A 17,755-nucleotide genomic window follows, 5' to 3' on the forward strand; every position below is an offset into this window, starting at 1 on the left:
CGTAATGTTTGGAAGATTAACTCTAGAGTCCATTCCCTACCACGAACCTATTATCGTCGTGACACTTGCGGTGATTGCGCTGGTTGGTTTAGCTGTTGTTGCTGCGGTAACGAAAGCTGGGAAATGGCAATACTTATGGAACGAATGGTTTACTTCAGTAGACCACAAAAAACTGGGCTTCATGTACATTGCCGTTGCAATGATCATGTTGATTCGTGGTTTTGCCGATGCGGTAATGATGCGTAGTCAGCAGTTGCTATCCGCTGCAGGCGAGAGCGGTTACTTACCACCGCATCACTATGATCAGATCTTCACCGCTCACGGTGTGATCATGATTTTCTTTGTAGCGATGCCGCTGGTTATTGGTTTGATGAACATCATCGTACCGCTGCAAATCGGTGCTCGTGATGTTGCGTTCCCTTATCTAAACAATCTGAGCTTCTGGCTGTTTGTCGTGGGCGTGATCCTAACCAATATGTCACTAGGCCTTGGTGAATTTGGCCGTACAGGTTGGCTGGCTTATCCGCCACTATCAGGTATTGAGGCAAGCCCTGGAGTCGGGGTCGATTATTGGATATGGGCGCTGCAAATATCTGGTGTCGGTACAACGCTAACAGGCGTGAACTTCTTCGCGACCATTCTGCGCATGCGTACTCCGTCTATGCCAATGATGAAGATGCCTGTGTTCACGTGGGCGTCTCTGTGTGCCAACATTCTGATCATCATCTCTTTCCCGATCCTAACGGTAACCATCGCGCTACTGACGCTGGATAGATACATCGGCACGCACTTCTTCACCAATGATCTTGGTGGCAACGTGATGATGTATGTGAACCTGATTTGGGCATGGGGACACCCAGAGGTGTACATCCTGATCTTGCCTATCTTCGGTGTGTTCTCGGAAGTGACAGCAACGTTCGCACGTAAAAAGCTATTTGGTTACACCTCACTGGTTTGGGCAACGGTTGCAATCACTATCCTTGCGTTTGTCGTTTGGCTGCACCACTTCTTCACTATGGGCTCTGGCGCGAATGTGAATGCTTTCTTTGGTATCGCAACCATGATTATCTCTATCCCGACCGGGGTTAAGATCTTCAACTGGCTGTTCACCATGTACAAAGGCCGCATCCGTTTCACAACACCTATGCTGTGGACTGTTGGTTTCCTTATCACTTTCACCGTTGGTGGTATGACGGGCGTATTAATGGCAGTACCGGGTGCAGACTTCATTCTGCATAACTCAGTATTCCTAATTGCTCACTTCCACAACGTGATCATTGGTGGCGTAGTATTCGGTTGTTTTGCGGCGATTGGCTACTGGTTCCCGAAAGCGACAGGTTTCACTCTGAACGAAGTTTGGGGTAAACGTGCGTTTTACTGCTGGATCATCGGTTTCTTGATGGCGTTCTTACCGCTTTACGCTCTTGGTTTCATGGGCATGACGCGTCGTTTGAGCCAAGATATTAACCCTGAATTCTTACCTCTACTGGCGGTTGCGGCTGCAGGTACTGGTGTGATTGCGATGGGTGTTGTGTGTCAGTTTGTTCAGTTCTTCGTGAGTGTTCGTGACCGTGACCAAAACCGCGACCTTACTGGTGACCCGTGGGGCGGACGTACTTTTGAGTGGGCAACGTCTTCACCACCGCCGTTCTACAACTTTGCAAAACTGCCTAAGGGCGATGAGCTAGATGCGTTCTGGTATCAAAAGCAAAGCGGCGAGTTCGATCCAACTAAGGAAGAAGAATACGAACGTATTCATATGCCGAAGAACACACCGACAGGTATTTATGTATCTGCATGGTCGTTGGTATTTGGTTTCGCAATGATCTGGTACATCTGGTGGCTAGCGGCGGCAAGCCTGGTTGGTATTGTCGTGACGTGTATTCAACACAGCTACAACGACGATGTTGACTACTACGTGGAAGTTGAGGAGATCAAAGCGATTGAAGCGGCTCGACGTGCACAGTTAGCAGAAGCGAAAAAACAGTCGGTGGGTGAAAACAGCGCTGACGGTGATAACAACACAAATAAAGATGATTTGGAGACGACGTATGCAAGCTAATACTCCGTCGCACACTTACGATCTTGCACACTCGCATGATCATCACCATGACTCAGCGGGCAACAAGCTGTTTGGCTTCTGGGTTTACTTGATGAGTGACTGTGTGCTGTTTGCCACGCTTTTCGCGACTTATGCCGTTTTAGAAAGTGGCTCTATTGCAGGACCAACGGGTAAAGACATCTTCGAACTTCCGTTCGTGTTTGTGGAAACCATGATGTTGCTGTTCAGTAGTATCACCTTCGGTTTTGGCATGATCGCAATGAAACGCCAAGACGTTGCTGGTCTGAAAAAGTGGCTAAAAGTAACGTTTCTTCTGGGTTTAGCCTTTATCTGTATGGAAGTGTATGAGTTCCATCACTTGATTGCTGAAGGTTATGGCCCTCAAGAGAGTGCGTTCCTATCTGCGTTCTTTACCTTGGTAGGCACACACGGCTTGCACGTAACGTTTGGTCTTATTTGGATGGCAGTAGCGTATCACCAGCTTTCAACAAAAGGCTTGAACGACAACATGTCGATGCGCTTTAAGTGCTTGAGCTTGTTCTGGCACTTTCTAGATATCGTTTGGATTTGTGTATTTACCATCGTGTACTTAATGGGGGTGATGTAATGGAACAGCATCTAGACAGTGGCGCAAAAGATTACGTGATTGGCTTTGTTGCATCACTGATTCTGACCATTATTCCGTTCTATGTAGTGTGGGCGCATGCGCTTCCAAGTACTGAGACTTACGTCGTTCTGTTTGGCTGTGCGCTAGTGCAGATCTTCGTACACTTTAAGTACTTCCTACATATGGAAGTGAAGACAACCGATGGTCAGTGGAATTTAGTATCACTGATGTTTACTGCCATTGTTGTATTGATCCTTATCGCTGGCTCGGTGTGGATCATCTACAACATGAACGTCAACATGAAGTTGTAGGCTAGGGTATGCTGAAAAGTTATTTGTCTATTACCAAACCGGGCATCATTTTCGGCAACCTGATTTCTGTTGCGGCGGGGTTTTTCCTTGCCGCAAAGACAGAACCAGCCAGTGCGATGTTGTTACTGACAACATTGGCGGGTGTGGGGCTTGTGATTGCATCAGGTTGTGTGGTGAATAACATTTTTGATCGCGATATTGATCAAAAAATGAAACGCACTCAGAACCGAGAGTTGGTTCAGGGCAACATCAATACTGACGTCGCATTCATCTATGCGTTAGTCATGTTGCTGGCTGGTACGGCTTTATTGTTCCAATACGTTAATCCAATGTCTGCGGTGGTGGTGTTGCTTGGCTATGTGTTTTACGTCTTTTTCTACACCATGTGGTACAAGCGTAATTCGGTTTACGGCACCTTAGTGGGAAGCATCTCTGGCGCGGTTCCTCCATTGGTTGGCTACCTTGGCGTGACTAACTACCTAAGCTTAGAAGCCGTTCTATTGTTCATCATGTTCTGTTTATGGCAGATGCCGCACTCGTATGCGATTGCGATGTTCCGCATTCAAGACTACCGAGATGCAGGTATCCCTGTACTGCCGGTAAAAGAGGGTGTCGATAAGGCTCACAAACATATGAAAGCGTACGTGGTTGCGTTTGGCGCGGTTGCACTCGGGCTGTTCTTGCTCGGAGAAGCGGGTTACGAATACCTAGCGGTGTCGGCAGCAGTATGCTTTATGTGGACCAAGGTGACATTCCGTAAGGTGGATTGCGCCAACTACATCCAATGGTCAAAGACGGTCTTTAAAGTCTCTCTGCTGGTGGTGATGAGCATCAGTGGTGTGTTGGGGCTGGAGTTGGTTCCGTTGCCTACGCTTTTTTGATTTAAGTTTGTCGTTGAACCCTCAATGTTCTGAAGTCCGAGGGTTTGACGATCTTTTATCTGTTTCGCTTTAAGCTATTGCCCTTTAAAAATATCACCAAGCCAATCTTCAAGCTGCTCTCGTTTATCTTGTGGGCCGTTGATGATCACTAAGCCGTTTAGTATCGCGTGATCCCAAGAGATAGTGCCGGTTGCTAACGCATCGAACACATCGAGTTCCGTAATCAGTAATAGATCTTCCTCGGTAGGCAAAGTGTCTCTGCCTGAAACATCGACGCCGTTCTCGAGTTTCACTTGGCTGTAATGACCTTTAATTGCTTCGAATAAGTTGAACTCAATTTTGCTTGGGTGGGGTTTCGCAAGCGCAGCCTTGATCGCAAAGAGTCGAAAGTGGTCCGGCTTATTGAGATTGTTGAATTCATCGTCTTGTCTGGCTGTGATGACATTGCCAAACACCTCGAGTGAACCGGGCTCTGTCACCAAACTAAATCCGGTTTCTTGGTGTAAGCCGCAAGCTAATACCAGAGACGAACTGAGTGAAAGCAATAGAACAAAACGTTTTAGCATGTGTGAACCTTAAACGAAGTAGGGCAGTTTCCTTAGTCCAACAATAGACCTAGATCGTTGAGTTAAGGTTGCGAACTGTACTAACAAATAAACGATAAAGGGACCACAATGGGTCCCTAAGTTATCGACTCGCCATCCTTAGCAGCCTTTGACAATTAGCGAACGATGAGCATGATCTCTTCTGGAGTCATTGGCTTATCGAAGTAGCTCATGAATTGACCGAAACCTTTGATGTCGCCGTTCGAGAACGTGAATGCACCAGACTGTAGGTTGGTACCAATCACTTGTTGAGCGTTTGGACCTGCAATCAAGATTTGGTTCAATACTGCACGAGTGGTGTCGATTTGAACGTCTGCGCCTTTCACTGCTTCTTCGTGTAACTGAGCAATACCGTTGCGAATTTCGATAGTGAATGCTTCGTTCGTATCAGAGAAGTTGTACGTTAGCATCATGTTCACGTCTAACGAGTTTTCAGCGATAAGCGTTGAAGTCATCATGTCGAAGATCTGATTGCTTGGTAGCGCAGTAAGAACGTCCACAGAAGCAAAGCTGATCATGTTAGAGAAGTCACGCTTGTTCTCTAGTTCAGCAGCTGCGTTAAGCGCCCAGTTACGCCAGTTGATGTTCACTTGGTCTGCAGCCCATGCTTTGTAAGCTTGTGCTTTCATCTCACGAGCTTCCATATCTTGTTTGTTTACCGTGATTGGGTAAGAAAGAATTTCTGCTGCAAATGTGTAGTTCTCAGCCTTAATTGCTGCTTGTGCAGTAGTAAGGATGTTGTCACGACCGCCCATGATCTCTACGAATGCTTTAGCGCGTTGCTCGTAAGCCATTGGCTCTAGCTGCCATGGATCCGCTTCGAAGAAACCGTTGTAACCTACGTAAATCTGACGCACGGCGTGTGCAACAGTACCGTAGTGTTCACCTAACCAAGGGTGTTCTGCAAGGTGCTTAGGAAGTTTAACTACTTCAACTAGCTCGTCTGGCGTCATACCTTTGTTCATGTAACGGATAGTTTGATCATGAGTGTATTGAATCGCATCACGGTAAGCCGTTAGTACGTCAGCTACTGCTTCTTTACCTTCAACAGGACGACCGTGAGAGTTAATCATGATCTCAGTGTCGAACTTACGCATTACGTCGATGCCCTTGAACCACATTGATGGGTCACGGAATTTAGTACCACGGATGGTGTGAAGGTTAGGGAAGTTCTCACCTTGAAGTACTTCAGCCGCGTGCAGGATTTTCTGGTCTGGGAAGTAAACCACTAACTCATCTTTAGTTTCAGATGGCACGTTCTCGATGTGCATTTTCACGCCAGCAATTTCGATTTCGATGTGGCTTTGGCTTGGTACAAGCAGGTTTGGTTCGATGAACGAGATAGCACCTTGCATGAAGCGTGGACCAAGGCCGTCGTTTACTGTGCCGTGCTCGCCTTCTTCTACGTGCTTAGCGCCGGTGTAAGAAGTACGGTGACCAAATAGAGTACCTAGGTTTGAAGACCAGTTAGCCACGGCAGCGGTTAGGCCTTCTTCAGCGATGATTTTTACTTCACCTGATACCACTTCTTCGTCAGTCACCCATGCACGCACACCAGAGATGTGGTCGATGTGGTTGTGAGAATAGATGATTGCTTTAACCGGCTTGTCGGTGATTTGACGGAACTGCTCTTTAACCGATTGAGCCATTTCTACCGACTCGCCTGGATCAACAATGATGATGCCGTCCGTGCCTTCAATCATTACAGGTGTATCTAGACCGAAACCGTAACCAAGATATACGTTGTCATCTACTTTGATGATTGCTTGGTCCATTTTACGACCATGCTTGGTGAGGATTGGGTGAACATGGTCAGACTCAGCAGTGTAAGCTAGAGAATCGCCTGTTTTAGAAACAACTTGAATACGTTCGCCTTTGCCCCAGAATAGGTTTGATTTGTGTTCGAATAGAACCTCGCTCTTGTAGCGAGCATCAAGATCAATGTTTTGGTATTGCGCAGCATTTGCCGTCTGAAGTTCTTGGCCGACTTTCGATGTCGCTTCTACAGTTGGCGTTGCAGATGCAAAACCAGAAGCAAGTAGAGTGCTCGCGATAGCAACAGGAAGTGCCATTTTTTTGAATGTATTAGTCATGGTAGTGACCTTATATTTGGATACAGGAATTGGATTTCTTGAGCCAAATGATAGAGGTGGGGGAGGTCGCTATCTACGCGCTAATAATATTTCAATCTATCGAATTTACGATGATTTATTTGATCAACGATTGTATTGGCGATTAATTTTGATCTAAATCAATTAGTAAATGAGCTTGCAACAGATACAAAAATGCCCTGAAATTCAGGGCATTTATTTTGAAATTAGTCGCAGGTTCATGAGTGGAAGTTATACGAGCGAATAACCGTCACATCATTGAATGCTTAATCGTTTACTAAGAGCTCAAGCTCTTACCAAGATCTTAAGTATTAGTAGGCGGCTATATTACCAAGCACCTAAGTATGACTTGTAAGATTGTAGACGAACCGTTGCTGCACCGATTACATCAATGAAGCCCCAGAACGGATGTGGCTTCTCAGCTGAGATCCAAGCCGCGCCAGTTGAACCAATAGGGATGTTGTAACCTTCTGGTTCAATGATCTCAAGTACGATAGTACGACCTAAACCATTGCCGTTTCTTACTACGTGTTGACCGACGCTTTGTGGCCCCTGAAGTGGAGAAATACTCGACTCACCGGTACCGGCATTAAAGCTGTGTACTTTTGCTCGGAACACGTGGCCTGGGTATGCATCAACGAAGAACTCAGCGAAGTCTCCAACTTGAACATAGTTGTAAGTTTGGTCTGAAATACGCATCTCAAGGAATTTTTTGCTGGTGTTGTAGAGGTGCATGTTACCCATAACAGAACCTTCAGCAATATTCACTATCGAAACCTGACCGTCAAACTCCGCTCTAATGGTCTTTTTCTCTTGCGCCCAATTTACTTTTTGTAGATCGGCTTTTAACGACACAAGTTCAGCGTGCAGCACTCGAAGATCAGAGTCGTACTTTTCTACGTCACGCATATTGAAGATTTCAGGTGACGTTTCAGCACGCTCTAAGTCGCGATCCATTTGCTTAATCTCTTCTTCTTTCTGAACAATTGAAGATTCGATCTTTGCTTTGTCTGCGGCTGAGTCAATGTCGACGAGTGTGTAAATTACGTCGCCTTCTTTAACCATTTGGTTGTGCTCAACAAGCACTTGGTCGATCTGCTGGCCAAAGATTGGTGACATTACCGCGTGTGGTGCTTTCACTGTGGTTGAGTTGGTTAAATCAACGGGTGCCCACAAGCGAGAGATAACCGCTAATACCGCAAGAATCGTTACGCCACCAATGGCAGCCCATGTGTAGTTCTTGAAGTTCTTCTTAAGTGCGCCTGTCGCAAATAGTGACCATACAATTAGGATGTATGGAATCATCATCTCTTTCATTATGCGACCTCTTTTTCTGTAGCGGATGGTGTTGTTGGAGTCTTTTCTTTTGAAGACGGCTTTGTTACCGGTTGTTCAGGTGATACGTGGACTGCGGCAGTCTCTGTATTGGTCGCGTCTTGTTTAGGCTGTACACCACGGCGAATCACATCACTCAGTGATTGACCAATATGTTTCCAGTTCGCCAATGCGATAACCAAAGCGATAACCCAGAATGTTTTGCTGATGAAGAGTCCGCAAAGTGACAGTGCAAACACGATTTGAACGTGAGCGCTTTTGTGCTCTTTTGCTTTATGCACACCCAGTTCATGCAACTGCCACATGCCGTAAACACCGGCTAATACCACAGCAATGGTCACTGAGAACAAGTAACCAGAGAAGGACTCCATCTGGAAGAAGTTCATCATCATTTCATTGGGGTGATTGTTGAATTGAGACATGTCGATGTCTTTAGAATGGATTGTGCCTAATGGTGCAAGAGCCCATGCTCCAGCAAACATCACTGCCATAAACAGGCAGAATTTAATCAAGACCATCACAACGGCCCAGATTTTCTGGAAAACGATTTTAATAAAGTTCATATCTCAACCTACATCAATAAGAAGAGAGAATTTGCAGCCTAGAAGTCTAACTTTTAACGATACCTTAAAAAGTAGATGTCTATTATGTGGGTAGATTGGTGCGCATAATAAACAAAAGTAATAGATGGTATTTAAAGTGATACTACTCAGTCCAGACAACCGATTCTCGGTATCAAGAAGCGAATATGCTTCCCTACAAACCAATTCTTATTGTTAGCCTGAAACGCAGGTTGAATGACGATGCACTGTCGAACGAAATATTAGGCTCGTTCTTTTCGCTATTGTCTTCTTTACGTGTAATACCTCGTCTGTCGAGGGGATCTTCCATGGCAATTGACATAGTGTTGTAAAACATTTGTCAGCATTCTGTTTGGGCTAAGAATTGATTTGTTAGCAGGATAATAGGAAGAGTTTTGAGCAGTATCTACCCAGAATTACGATTTGATAATATCGTAATTACGATGAGTTAATATTGCTCTAAATCGGTATATTGAATTATTTGCTGGCGCTCAAATTCGGCTTTAAAACATCGTTAGTTAATTTGGTTTGGATCAATGAAATGACTAATAAAAGTATCAATAAGAAATTTGGCGGAATTCATCTTTTTACACGCTTTTTACAATAAAGGGAGTAATAGAAGTGAATGATGGATGACATATAACTGATAATAGGTTTTTGAACACTGGAAAAACACGTTTCTGTTTACGGTAGACCGTTGGATTCGAAATATTGTAGCTTTAATTCCTCAAATGTATATCTCAAAGACGCTAAACACAGTGTCATGATAAACGAGACAATATCGTATTGTTTATGTTCTATTGAATATGTAATCTAACCCAATCAAATGCGATGTTGAATGGGGATGAAATATTGCAGCTGAAGAACAGATAGAGAAAGACCTAGCGGACAGCTAGGCCTTGATGTAGTGCACGAGTGAAGCCATGAATCAGGCACTGTGCGTTACTCATAGATAATCGACGAAAGGTCGAGATGGCTGCTTTACAGGAAGCGATAGTTCGCTTGCATTCCAAAGAAGTGTGCGCTGTTGTCATAAGTGCCTACAACGCGGCCATTCGCATAATTCAACTCGGGCTCGTCCAGATCGATGTAATCGTAGTAAGCGCGCAGTTCCCAGTTCTTATTGAGCGCATAGGTGGCACCTGCGCCAATACGTTTGGTTTCGCCTACAGGAAGATCCATATATTGATGAGTTGCGTCATCTTGAGGAGAAGTTTCGTAACTGATGCCTGTTTCTAGTCGTAAGGTTGGGGTGATTTGGTAATGAGTACCTATGGCTAGGTTCCACACATCGTCAAAGTTACGGTCGACAACTTTTACTGAGTTATCATTGATGTCTAGCGTGAGGTCTGTCCAAGTTGATAGGTCATACCAAGTCACACTCCACAGCATGTCCCATTGGTCATTGACGGCGTGCACGCCGCTAATCTGGATGTGTTGAGGCATGATAAAGTCGAGCCCAACATCGGGTTTGGTGTCGCTAGCCGAATGTTGAAGATCACCCTCACCGTAATGAGCAAGTTCAGATCGGTAAATAAAGCCAAAACGGTGTTGTTCGTTCGGTTGGTAAAAGGCACTAAGAGAGTAGCCAACCGTGAAATCATCCGCGTCTGCTTTGAATAAGTGTTCAGATCCAATGTTGCCAGTGCCGATAAAAGGATTCAACTCGCCGTTTGCAGTGAGGTATTCCGCATTGACAGAGGCACCCAGCGAAAACTGCTCATTCACTTTGTAAGATATCGAAGGCATCAGTTGAACAGTCATGAATTCAACATTCTTTAATAAACGCTGTCCAGAAAAGTTATCACCATAATCGATCCCCGAACCACCTTGAGAAGCCAAAGCAAAACCAGCGTGAAATTTGTCGTTGATAGGGGCAACAAAGTAGAAGCTTCCCACCGGAGCCCAACCGCCAGCATCAATGTTACTGTCAAAACGCTCTGTTGGGTCTGTGTCTGAGTAGTTAATGTCTGTGTAGAGGCCTGCCAGATTGACGGTGAGTTCAGCGCTTTGTAGCTGAGACATAGCGGCAGGGTTAGTCCATGCGGTTAACGCACTTTCGCCTAACGCTGCCGACCCTGCGCCTGCGGTACTGGCGTTGAGAGAAGCAAGTTCAGGAAGAAGGTGAGCCGCAGCCTGTGCTGGGTTTGAAAGCATCGCGTTACTCGTCATCATCGCAATAGTGATGGCAAGGTAATGTTTTTTCATGGGGAAACCTATTAAGAAACTAATTACGCGGGATGTTAGTGTCTCAATTTGGGACTTTAAACGAGGGATTCTTATTTCATTCTATCGTTTTTACGATAGCATGGTGCTCATGGTCGCCTAACGAGTAATGATATATGAGCAACGACATCCCCAACTTTAATCTACTTGCCGTGTTTTCTGCGGTGATGGAGCAGGGCAGTTTAAGTAAAGCTGCGGATCAACTCAGTACCAATCAATCGACCATCAGTACCGCGTTAGCTCGCCTAAAGAAAGAGATTGGTCAAGAGCTTTTTGTTCGCAAAGGAAGAGGTGTTGCGCCTACGTCTTATGCGCAAAGCTTGTATGAACAAATTAAAGCGCCGATCAATGAACTCAATGGCGTGTTTCAGTCGATGGCTAATTTTGATGAGCAAACTTCTGAGCGTAAGTTTGTTATTTCTGCACCAGAGCACTTACAGTGGGTTCTGCTCAATAGTTTCGCGGCGCTTCCTAATCAAAACTTGTCGCTGGAAGTCTTTGATCAACCAGACAGCGATGATCGCATTTATGAAGATCTTTTAACTCAAGAGTTCGATGCGATGATTGAGATAGTCGTTCCTGAACATCCAAGTATTGCTAGTGAAACCTTGTACCAGGGAGACTTTGCCATTGTGTGTCGCTCGGGGCATCCTCGTATTCAAGGAGAGATCAGTGAAGCACAGTTTATGAGTGAAAAGCATGCTGTATTAGACCGAACTCGCCGTAAAGTACGCAGCTTGAGTCATTATACTTCTTTGGACTTAACTAAACGTAAAATCGCATTTCACGGACGATCGTTGTTTAGCAATATCTTGCTCTGTAGTCAGTCGGATTATATTACGGCGGTTCCACTCTCTATGGCTCTCCAGTTCCAAGAGAGGCTCGGCTTGCAACTCTTTAAGCCTCCGTTTGATTATGAGCAGATGTCTCACTACCTGATTTGGTTGAAGAAGCAGAATAGCGACCCCGCTCATAAATGGTTTCGAGAGCAAGTGATTAATACGTCTGATGCGATGTCTAAAACGCTTAAAGATAGGCGTTTGCGTTTTTAATTGAGAGTCGAAATCTAAGGGGAGCATTGGCTTCCCTTTTTGTGTCGCTTAGTTGGTACTAGTCAGTATCTTAATAACAAAAAATTATCAAAATGAGAATTTTTAATAATTTCACTGATTTATGTGTGTTCAGTAATATACCTAGCAACAGAGAAATAGGTGGCCTCAGGGTTAACCTCAACGAACACTACTTAGCTTCATACGACGAGGCTGAGATTAAAGTATCAAGGGCGAAATATGAAATTCCTACACACAATGATCCGAGTTGCTGATTTAGAAAAGTCTATTGAGTTCTACACCAAAGTTTTGGGTATGAAAGAACTTGAGCGCCACGTAAATAACGATTACCGCTACACCTTGGTTTTTGTTGGTTACGAGCAAGGTGGAACGACTATTGAGTTAACGCATAACTGGGATACAAATGAGTATGAAATGGGCAACGCATTTGGCCATTTAGCATTGGGTGTGGAAGATATTTACGCAGCATGTGACCAGATTAAGTCGCTAGGTGGCAACGTAACTCGCGAAGCGGGCCCAGTAAAAGGTGGTTCAACGCACATCGCATTTATTACTGACCCAGACGGCTACCAAATCGAACTGATTCAACTAGGTTAATCGAGGAAATGACAATGACAAATGCACTATTTCAACCAATTCAACTTGGTAATATCGAGCTTAAAAACCGTATTGTTATGCCTCCGATGACACGTTCTCGTGCAACGCAACCTGGTAACTCAGCTAACGATATGATGGCGACTTACTACGCTCAACGCGCTACTGCAGGTCTGATTATTGCTGAAGGTACACAAATCTCACCAATGGGTCAGGGCTATGCTTGGACACCTGGTATCTATTCTGACGAGCAGATCGCTGGCTGGAAAAAGGTAACGGACGCTGTACATGAAAAAGACGGCGTAATCTTCGCTCAGCTTTGGCACGTAGGTCGCGTTACGCATCCAGATAACATTGGCGGTGAGCAGCCTATTTCATCTTCTGCATTGAAAGCAGAAAATGTAAAAGTATTCATCGATAACGGTACTGATGAACCGGGTTTTGTAGACGTTGTTGAACCTCGTGAGATGACCAAAGAAGATATCAAACAAGTGGTTGAACAGTATCGCCAAGCTGCACTTAATGCGATCGAAGCAGGCTTTGATGGCATTGAACTTCACGCGGCAAATGGCTACCTGATTAACCAGTTCATCGACTCAGAAGCAAACAACCGTACTGACGAATACGGTGGCTCTATCGAGAACCGCCTACGCTTCTTAGGTGAAGTGGTTGAAGCTATGGTTGAAGCGATTGGTGCTGACCGTGTTGGTGTTCGTCTTGCGCCGTTTACTTCATTGAACGGTACGGTTGATGCAACGCCAGTTGAAACGTACACAGCGGCAGCAGCGCTACTTAACCTATACAAGATTGTTTACCTACACATTGCAGAAGTTGACTGGGACGATGCACCAGAAACGCCAAAAGCGTTTAAAGCAGCTGTTCGTGAAGCTTATGATGGTGTACTGATTTACGCAGGTAAATATGACAGCGAGCGCGGTGAAAAAGCGGTGGCTGAAGGTGTAACGGACATGGTTGGTTTTGGTCGTCCATTCGTTGCTAACCCTGATTTACCAGCTCGTATTCAAAATGGTTACCCGCTAGCGGCGCACGATCCAAATACACTGTTTGGTGGTGCTGAAAAAGGCTTAACAGACTACCCAGCATACGCAGGCTAAAAACAGCTGCTTGAAGCAGAGTATTGAGATAGTATCTTGATCCTGTTGAATGTTTATAAAAAGCAACCTGGCAGAGTCGGGTTGCTTTTTTCTTTATTGGACCGAATAAAATGATGAACGTGAAAGCGATGCGTGGGGAATTGTATCTCCTATTTGCCACCCTGTTAGCCGGGGTCGGATGGATTGCATCTAAGCTGGTGGTATTAGAAATGCCAGGACCAGTGTTCATTGGTGTGCGGTTTGTTGTGGCAAGCCTGATTCTACTTCCGTTTTGTATTCACCATATTCGCAAGCTCTCTTTTAAGCAGATTCTATCTCTTTGCGGAGTGGGTTTACTGCTATCGGCTTCATTACAGGTGTGGGTATTTGCGGTTTCGGTGACAGAGACTTTATCTGAAGGGGCATTTATCATGAGCCTCGCGATGATCATTGCGCCATTTGTCTCTTGGGTGCTGTTTCGAGTCAAACCTAATCGCGCCTTTTGGATGTCATTTCCGATTGCGATAATTGGTATGTTGTTGCTCACTTTGACCAACGGTTGGCATGTCGAACAAAGTCAGCTCTATTTCTTATTGGCTTCTATGCTGTTGTCCATTCACTTTGTAATGAATAAGCGTGTGATCACCAATATTAAGCCTATCGCGTCAATCTGTGTGCAGCTATTTATTGTGGGTGTGAGCGGTTTAGCGTTCGCTTCAATGACGGCTCAACCTGAGTTCGAGATTACTAAAACCTTGGCTTTCTGGTTTATAGTTTCAGCGGTTGTGGCGACTTCTATTCGTTACTTATTGCAAACAGTAGGGCAGCATTCAGTGAACATGGAAGTGGCGGCGCTGATCATGATTCTAGAGCCGGTTTGGACACTATTACTCAGCGTGAGTATGTTGGGTGAAACCGTTGAGATGCAAAAGCTATTAGGTGGAGCGGTGATCATTGCTTCCCTGTTTTGCTACATTAAGTGGTCACGAAAATAAGAAAACCCTCGTCTAGGGTGAGGGTCTATTGGACTGCGCTATTCACCGGTCGCTGCTGAGTTGGCTTTAAGCTAAATAGCCGCGACCATTTTCTTAAGCAAGCCGATCATCTGTTGCTGCTCATCAGCATCTAATGCGCTCATCAACTCTTTGTTTACGCGAGCGGGTACTGGAATGATATCTTTTTCGAGCTCCTTGCCCTTTTCTGTAAGATAAATTCGGAAAGAGCGACGGCTGTTTGGATCCGCTCTTCGTTCGACAAGATCAAGCTTTTCCAATTTATCTAATGTGCGTGTCGTTGTTGAATTTTCTACTTTTGACTTCGCGGCGATATCACGTTGTGTCAGCCCTTCTTCTTCCCAAAGGCACATCAAGGTCGGCCATAATGCGATGGTTAGTCCATACTTTTTCAATTCTACATCGAAATCTTTGCTCGCCTTATTAGCGACGACATTTACTAACCAACCAAAGCTATTTGGTCTGTCAAATTCTTCTGGCATTGCTTGTTACCTAACTCTTTATGACATAACAACTATTGTCATCGTAACTAATACCGATGCAATTAGCACCAACAATGCTTTGCTATTTGATGAAAAAGCTAATTGAGTGCCACTTTCGAAACTTTCCACTGACGGGTTGTGGTTTTGCTTGCCTGTGATCATGGCTAACACCAGTGGTTTTGAACGTAACTTGTAAGTCATGATTGCCAATAGGTGCAGAACGACGCAGACCACTAACATACGCGCTGCAATGCCGTGCACCACACCTGAAACCTCAAATACGCCATCGGTAAGAACGAGTTCCGAGCCCGGGATCGCATCAAAGAAACCTGCAATAACAAGGCCTGTAATACATTGGATGAACAAGGTGGTGATCATACCGATGACCATCCAAGCACCTAATGGGTTATGCCCTGGCTTTGGCTGGATTTTCCCTCGTAAATATTGGAAAGCAGAGCGGGGAGAGCTAACAAATTGTGAGAATCGGCTAGTTTCACTTCCAATGAATCCCCAAACCAATCGCCATAAAATTAGGCTAAACAGTGCGAGCCCAAGATAAACATGTGGGCCATTGCCACTAAAACCTGATGCGGCTAAGCCAATGAATAGTAGTGCTTGTAACCAGTGATATAGTCGAGTTGGTAGATCCCAAATTTTCATAGTTCATTTCCCAGTTGTCGTTTACGAAGTGAGATTAATTTACACAACAATAGTTGCGTGTGCAACTATTGTTGTGTAAATTAAATGCATCTCATCGATTACGGCTGAACTATCAAGCCGTAATTAACGAATAAATCACTCAGTCAATTAACTACTCAGTCAATAAATTACTAGGAATGACACGATGAAAAAATTCACTATCGCTTTAATCATCGCACTACCAACGATTGCTCTACCTATGATCTCTGCAGCCGCAGCGGATGTTGTAAATAATCGTCAACAGGCTTTTAGCTCTATTGAAGAGGTCAGTAAACAAGTTGATTCAGAATTGAATAACAGTGACGTGGATTGGCTGAAGGTGGGTGAGTTAAGTGAAATGTTGGTGGAACATGGTGATGTCTTGAACGCGAGTTTTGCTGAAGCTGACACAGGAGGTAAGGCCAAGAAGGAGGTTTGGAGCAAGCCTGAGAAATTCAATCAACTAATGTTACAGATGAATCAAGGTTTTGCAGAGCTGTATCAGGCGAGTGTTGAACAAGACTTGTCGAGTGCAGAGCAAGGGTTAAATTCTGCGAATAAGACGTGCAAAGGGTGTCACCGTACTTATCGTTCTCGTTGGTAACGATTCTAACAACGAGCTTTGAATACAGGTGGTAAAGTCGAACCCTTACCACCATAGTCCTATCGCACAGCCTTCTTCTCTTTGTGCTATCAATTCGAATGCACTAGGGTCAGGAGAGCACGTGAGTGAATTAATCGCGAACAGTGACTTTTGTAATCACAATATCTTCACAAGGTACATCTTCGTGACCCCAGCGAATTGTCGTTGGCTCAGCTGCAATCTTATTTACTACATCCATACCTGCCGATACTTTACCGAATACTGCGTAACCCCAACCTGCGTTCGTAGTCGAGGTGTGATCCAGGAAGTCGTTGTCATCAAGGTTGATAAAGAACTGTGCCGTAGCAGAATGTGGTGCATCAGTACGTGCCATCGCCACAGAACCAATCACGTTCTTTAGGCCACGGTTTGCTTCATTTACGATAGGCGCACGTGTTGGTTTTTCTGTCATGTCGATAGTGTGACCACCACCTTGAATCATGAAACCTTCAATAACACGGTGAAATGTCGTGCCTTCGTAGAAACCGTCTTGGCAGTATTTAAGGAAGTTTTTCGACGTTACTGGCGCTTTTTCAAGGTTCAGTTCAATCTCGATATCGCCAAAGTTGGTGGTGAAAGTAATCATAGGGCTACCTAAAGTTGAAGTTTTACTGAGTCGTAATGACGAAAGTGGGTTGCAGTATAGGGAAAATAACAGCGGATACCAGTGATGGTTTTATTGTGGTTGAATTCTCGTCAACCACCAAAATCACGCCTGATATTGCTTAAGGAACATCTCGACACTTGAAGTAATGATCACTTGTTTGTGCGCAGCATCTGGTGACGGCACATGACCAATGATTTGCGGCCAAAACGCAAAAGACTTAAGCAGACCAATGAACTGCGTGGAGGCGAATTGTGGGTCTAGCTCTACTAAACGACCGTCTGCCAACGCGGCTTTAATCCAGGTTGTAAGTCCACTTTCTGCTTGGGAATATTTTTCCATCGCTTGATGCGCCAGTTCTGCGTTATGGAAATACTCTGAGAACAACACGCGTGACAGGTCGATGAAGCCTTCAGACTCAAGTAACTCAAGTTCTTGATTGGCTATCGATGAAAGCTGTTCTTCAAGTGGCAGTTCTGCTTGATAAGGGAAATGCGTAGCGGCCAGAGTTTTGCTCCAAATACTGTCTAGAATCTCATCTAAAAGGAGTTCTTTACTGGCAAAGTGATTGTATACGGTGCGCTTTGATACTTCTGCGCGACTCGATATTTTATCCATGCTGGTCGCCTTGTAGCCGCGCTCAGTAAACTCTGCGATAGCAGCGGCAACGATCGATTCACGTTTTCTTTGGCTCAGCGTTTTTTTTACAGTCATTTGGGTACTACTCAATATGTCGCGGTTAGCATTGCATACGTTAATTTTACACCACGAAGTTTACTTTTAGAACTCCCACTATGGTTTTGGTAATTGGAGTGTTAGCAACTGAATCGCTTTGCAATGCACTGTGGGTATCATAGA

General features: G+C 44.9%; 18 protein-coding genes. 9 read left to right on the forward strand and 9 right to left on the reverse strand.

Translation table 11 applies throughout. The annotated features are described in order from the left end of the window. Window positions 1-4 precede the first annotated feature (4 nt). The 4 genes from cyoB to cyoE are packed head-to-tail and all read left to right on the forward strand — an operon-like array spanning window position 5 to window position 3,861. Window positions 5-2,062, forward strand: a complete 2,058-nt coding sequence (gene cyoB, locus OH460_RS05335) for a cytochrome o ubiquinol oxidase subunit I (RefSeq protein ID WP_269995749.1) — start codon at window positions 5-7, stop codon at window positions 2,060-2,062. Then, a complete protein-coding gene (gene cyoC / locus OH460_RS05340; RefSeq protein ID WP_269995751.1) occupies window positions 2,052-2,669 on the forward strand; it encodes a cytochrome o ubiquinol oxidase subunit III in 618 nt (205 codons plus the stop codon). Before cyoB ends, cyoC begins: the two co-directional genes overlap by 11 nt. Further along, window positions 2,669-2,980 (forward strand): cytochrome o ubiquinol oxidase subunit IV, encoded by a 312-nt coding sequence (cyoD, locus tag OH460_RS05345; protein WP_004740018.1) that lies wholly within the window; start codon window positions 2,669-2,671, stop codon window positions 2,978-2,980. Before cyoC ends, cyoD begins: the two co-directional genes overlap by 1 nt. A gap of 8 nt (window positions 2,981-2,988) precedes the next feature. Continuing rightward, a complete protein-coding gene (gene cyoE / locus OH460_RS05350; RefSeq protein WP_269995754.1) occupies window positions 2,989-3,861 on the forward strand; it encodes a heme o synthase in 873 nt (290 codons plus the stop codon). A gap of 74 nt (window positions 3,862-3,935) precedes the next feature. On the opposite strand, the gene OH460_RS05355 is transcribed toward cyoE, so the two are convergent. The 5 genes from OH460_RS05355 to OH460_RS05375 all read right to left on the reverse strand — a co-directional run bounded on the left by OH460_RS05355 (window position 3,936) and on the right by OH460_RS05375 (window position 10,701). Beyond that, on the reverse strand, window positions 3,936-4,427 hold the full coding sequence (locus tag OH460_RS05355) for a hypothetical protein (protein ID WP_269995756.1): 492 nt from the start codon (window positions 4,425-4,427) through the stop codon (window positions 3,936-3,938). 155 nt (window positions 4,428-4,582) lie between these two features. After that, window positions 4,583-6,559: an alkyl sulfatase dimerization domain-containing protein gene (locus OH460_RS05360; protein ID WP_269995758.1), complete on the reverse strand. Its 1,977-nt coding sequence runs from the start codon at window positions 6,557-6,559 to the stop codon at window positions 4,583-4,585. Between the two features lie 345 nt (window positions 6,560-6,904). Next, window positions 6,905-7,894, reverse strand: a complete 990-nt coding sequence (locus OH460_RS05365; RefSeq protein WP_061031814.1) for an efflux RND transporter periplasmic adaptor subunit — start codon at window positions 7,892-7,894, stop codon at window positions 6,905-6,907. Next, window positions 7,894-8,475 (reverse strand): magnesium transporter, encoded by a 582-nt coding sequence (locus tag OH460_RS05370; RefSeq protein ID WP_269995764.1) that lies wholly within the window; start codon window positions 8,473-8,475, stop codon window positions 7,894-7,896. The genes OH460_RS05365 and OH460_RS05370 overlap by 1 nt, the downstream gene beginning before the upstream one ends. 999 nt (window positions 8,476-9,474) lie before the next feature. Beyond that, window positions 9,475-10,701 carry an OmpP1/FadL family transporter gene (locus tag OH460_RS05375; protein ID WP_269995766.1) on the reverse strand — a complete coding sequence of 409 codons (1,227 nt, stop codon included), beginning with the start codon at window positions 10,699-10,701 and terminating at the stop codon, window positions 9,475-9,477. 134 nt (window positions 10,702-10,835) lie between these two features. Here OH460_RS05375 and OH460_RS05380 point away from each other — a divergent pair, with 134 nt between their 5' ends. The 4 genes from OH460_RS05380 to OH460_RS05395 all read left to right on the forward strand — a co-directional run bounded on the left by OH460_RS05380 (window position 10,836) and on the right by OH460_RS05395 (window position 14,472). Beyond that, on the forward strand, window positions 10,836-11,771 hold the full coding sequence (locus OH460_RS05380; protein ID WP_269995768.1) for a LysR family transcriptional regulator: 936 nt from the start codon (window positions 10,836-10,838) through the stop codon (window positions 11,769-11,771). Window positions 11,772-12,008: 237 nt separating this feature from the next. After that, entirely contained in the window at window positions 12,009-12,386 is a 378-nt protein-coding gene (gloA, locus tag OH460_RS05385) for a lactoylglutathione lyase (RefSeq protein ID WP_061031810.1), read from the forward strand. 14 nt (window positions 12,387-12,400) lie between these two features. Next, window positions 12,401-13,498 carry an alkene reductase gene (locus tag OH460_RS05390; protein WP_269995772.1) on the forward strand — a complete coding sequence of 366 codons (1,098 nt, stop codon included), beginning with the start codon at window positions 12,401-12,403 and terminating at the stop codon, window positions 13,496-13,498. A 110-nt stretch (window positions 13,499-13,608) separates the two neighbouring features. Further along, window positions 13,609-14,472: a DMT family transporter gene (locus OH460_RS05395; RefSeq protein ID WP_061031808.1), complete on the forward strand. Its 864-nt coding sequence runs from the start codon at window positions 13,609-13,611 to the stop codon at window positions 14,470-14,472. A 71-nt stretch (window positions 14,473-14,543) separates the two neighbouring features. Here OH460_RS05395 and OH460_RS05400 read toward each other — a convergent pair whose 3' ends face one another. Continuing rightward, on the reverse strand, window positions 14,544-14,972 hold the full coding sequence (locus OH460_RS05400; RefSeq protein ID WP_004741927.1) for a MarR family winged helix-turn-helix transcriptional regulator: 429 nt from the start codon (window positions 14,970-14,972) through the stop codon (window positions 14,544-14,546). Between the two features lie 18 nt (window positions 14,973-14,990). Next, the gene (locus OH460_RS05405) at window positions 14,991-15,632 is read right to left on the reverse strand and encodes a cytochrome b/b6 domain-containing protein (RefSeq protein WP_269995777.1); all 642 of its coding nucleotides are present in this window, start codon (window positions 15,630-15,632) and stop codon (window positions 14,991-14,993) included. Window positions 15,633-15,816: 184 nt separating this feature from the next. On the opposite strand from OH460_RS05405, the gene OH460_RS05410 reads away from it, so the two are divergent. Then, a complete protein-coding gene (locus tag OH460_RS05410) occupies window positions 15,817-16,254 on the forward strand; it encodes a c-type cytochrome (RefSeq protein ID WP_269995779.1) in 438 nt (145 codons plus the stop codon). Window positions 16,255-16,384: 130 nt separating this feature from the next. On the opposite strand, the gene OH460_RS05415 is transcribed toward OH460_RS05410, so the two are convergent. Together OH460_RS05415 and OH460_RS05420 are read right to left on the reverse strand one after the other, a co-directional pair. Further along, window positions 16,385-16,879 carry a peptidylprolyl isomerase gene (locus OH460_RS05415; RefSeq protein ID WP_269995781.1) on the reverse strand — a complete coding sequence of 165 codons (495 nt, stop codon included), beginning with the start codon at window positions 16,877-16,879 and terminating at the stop codon, window positions 16,385-16,387. Between the two features lie 123 nt (window positions 16,880-17,002). After that, window positions 17,003-17,611 carry a TetR/AcrR family transcriptional regulator gene (locus OH460_RS05420; RefSeq protein ID WP_269995783.1) on the reverse strand — a complete coding sequence of 203 codons (609 nt, stop codon included), beginning with the start codon at window positions 17,609-17,611 and terminating at the stop codon, window positions 17,003-17,005. Window positions 17,612-17,755: the final 144 nt, after the last annotated feature.

The sequence above is a fragment of the Vibrio sp. Makdt genome (assembly GCF_027587015.1).
Classification (GTDB): domain Bacteria; phylum Pseudomonadota; class Gammaproteobacteria; order Enterobacterales; family Vibrionaceae; genus Vibrio; species Vibrio chagasii_B.

Coding starts and splice junctions, on each gene's coding strand:
- cyoB (WP_269995749.1), top strand. CDS start 5: ATGTTTGGAAGATTAACTCTAGAGTCCATTCCCTACCACGAACCTATT.
- cyoC (WP_269995751.1), top strand. CDS start 2,052: ATGCAAGCTAATACTCCGTCGCACACTTACGATCTTGCACACTCGCAT.
- cyoD (WP_004740018.1), top strand. CDS start 2,669: ATGGAACAGCATCTAGACAGTGGCGCAAAAGATTACGTGATTGGCTTT.
- cyoE (WP_269995754.1), top strand. CDS start 2,989: ATGCTGAAAAGTTATTTGTCTATTACCAAACCGGGCATCATTTTCGGC.
- OH460_RS05355 (WP_269995756.1), bottom strand. CDS start 4,427: ATGCTAAAACGTTTTGTTCTATTGCTTTCACTCAGTTCGTCTCTGGTA.
- OH460_RS05360 (WP_269995758.1), bottom strand. CDS start 6,559: ATGACTAATACATTCAAAAAAATGGCACTTCCTGTTGCTATCGCGAGC.
- OH460_RS05365 (WP_061031814.1), bottom strand. CDS start 7,894: ATGAAAGAGATGATGATTCCATACATCCTAATTGTATGGTCACTATTT.
- OH460_RS05370 (WP_269995764.1), bottom strand. CDS start 8,475: ATGAACTTTATTAAAATCGTTTTCCAGAAAATCTGGGCCGTTGTGATG.
- OH460_RS05375 (WP_269995766.1), bottom strand. CDS start 10,701: ATGAAAAAACATTACCTTGCCATCACTATTGCGATGATGACGAGTAAC.
- OH460_RS05380 (WP_269995768.1), top strand. CDS start 10,836: ATGAGCAACGACATCCCCAACTTTAATCTACTTGCCGTGTTTTCTGCG.
- gloA (WP_061031810.1), top strand. CDS start 12,009: ATGAAATTCCTACACACAATGATCCGAGTTGCTGATTTAGAAAAGTCT.
- OH460_RS05390 (WP_269995772.1), top strand. CDS start 12,401: ATGACAAATGCACTATTTCAACCAATTCAACTTGGTAATATCGAGCTT.
- OH460_RS05395 (WP_061031808.1), top strand. CDS start 13,609: ATGATGAACGTGAAAGCGATGCGTGGGGAATTGTATCTCCTATTTGCC.
- OH460_RS05400 (WP_004741927.1), bottom strand. CDS start 14,972: ATGCCAGAAGAATTTGACAGACCAAATAGCTTTGGTTGGTTAGTAAAT.
- OH460_RS05405 (WP_269995777.1), bottom strand. CDS start 15,632: ATGAAAATTTGGGATCTACCAACTCGACTATATCACTGGTTACAAGCA.
- OH460_RS05410 (WP_269995779.1), top strand. CDS start 15,817: ATGAAAAAATTCACTATCGCTTTAATCATCGCACTACCAACGATTGCT.
- OH460_RS05415 (WP_269995781.1), bottom strand. CDS start 16,879: ATGATTACTTTCACCACCAACTTTGGCGATATCGAGATTGAACTGAAC.
- OH460_RS05420 (WP_269995783.1), bottom strand. CDS start 17,611: ATGACTGTAAAAAAAACGCTGAGCCAAAGAAAACGTGAATCGATCGTT.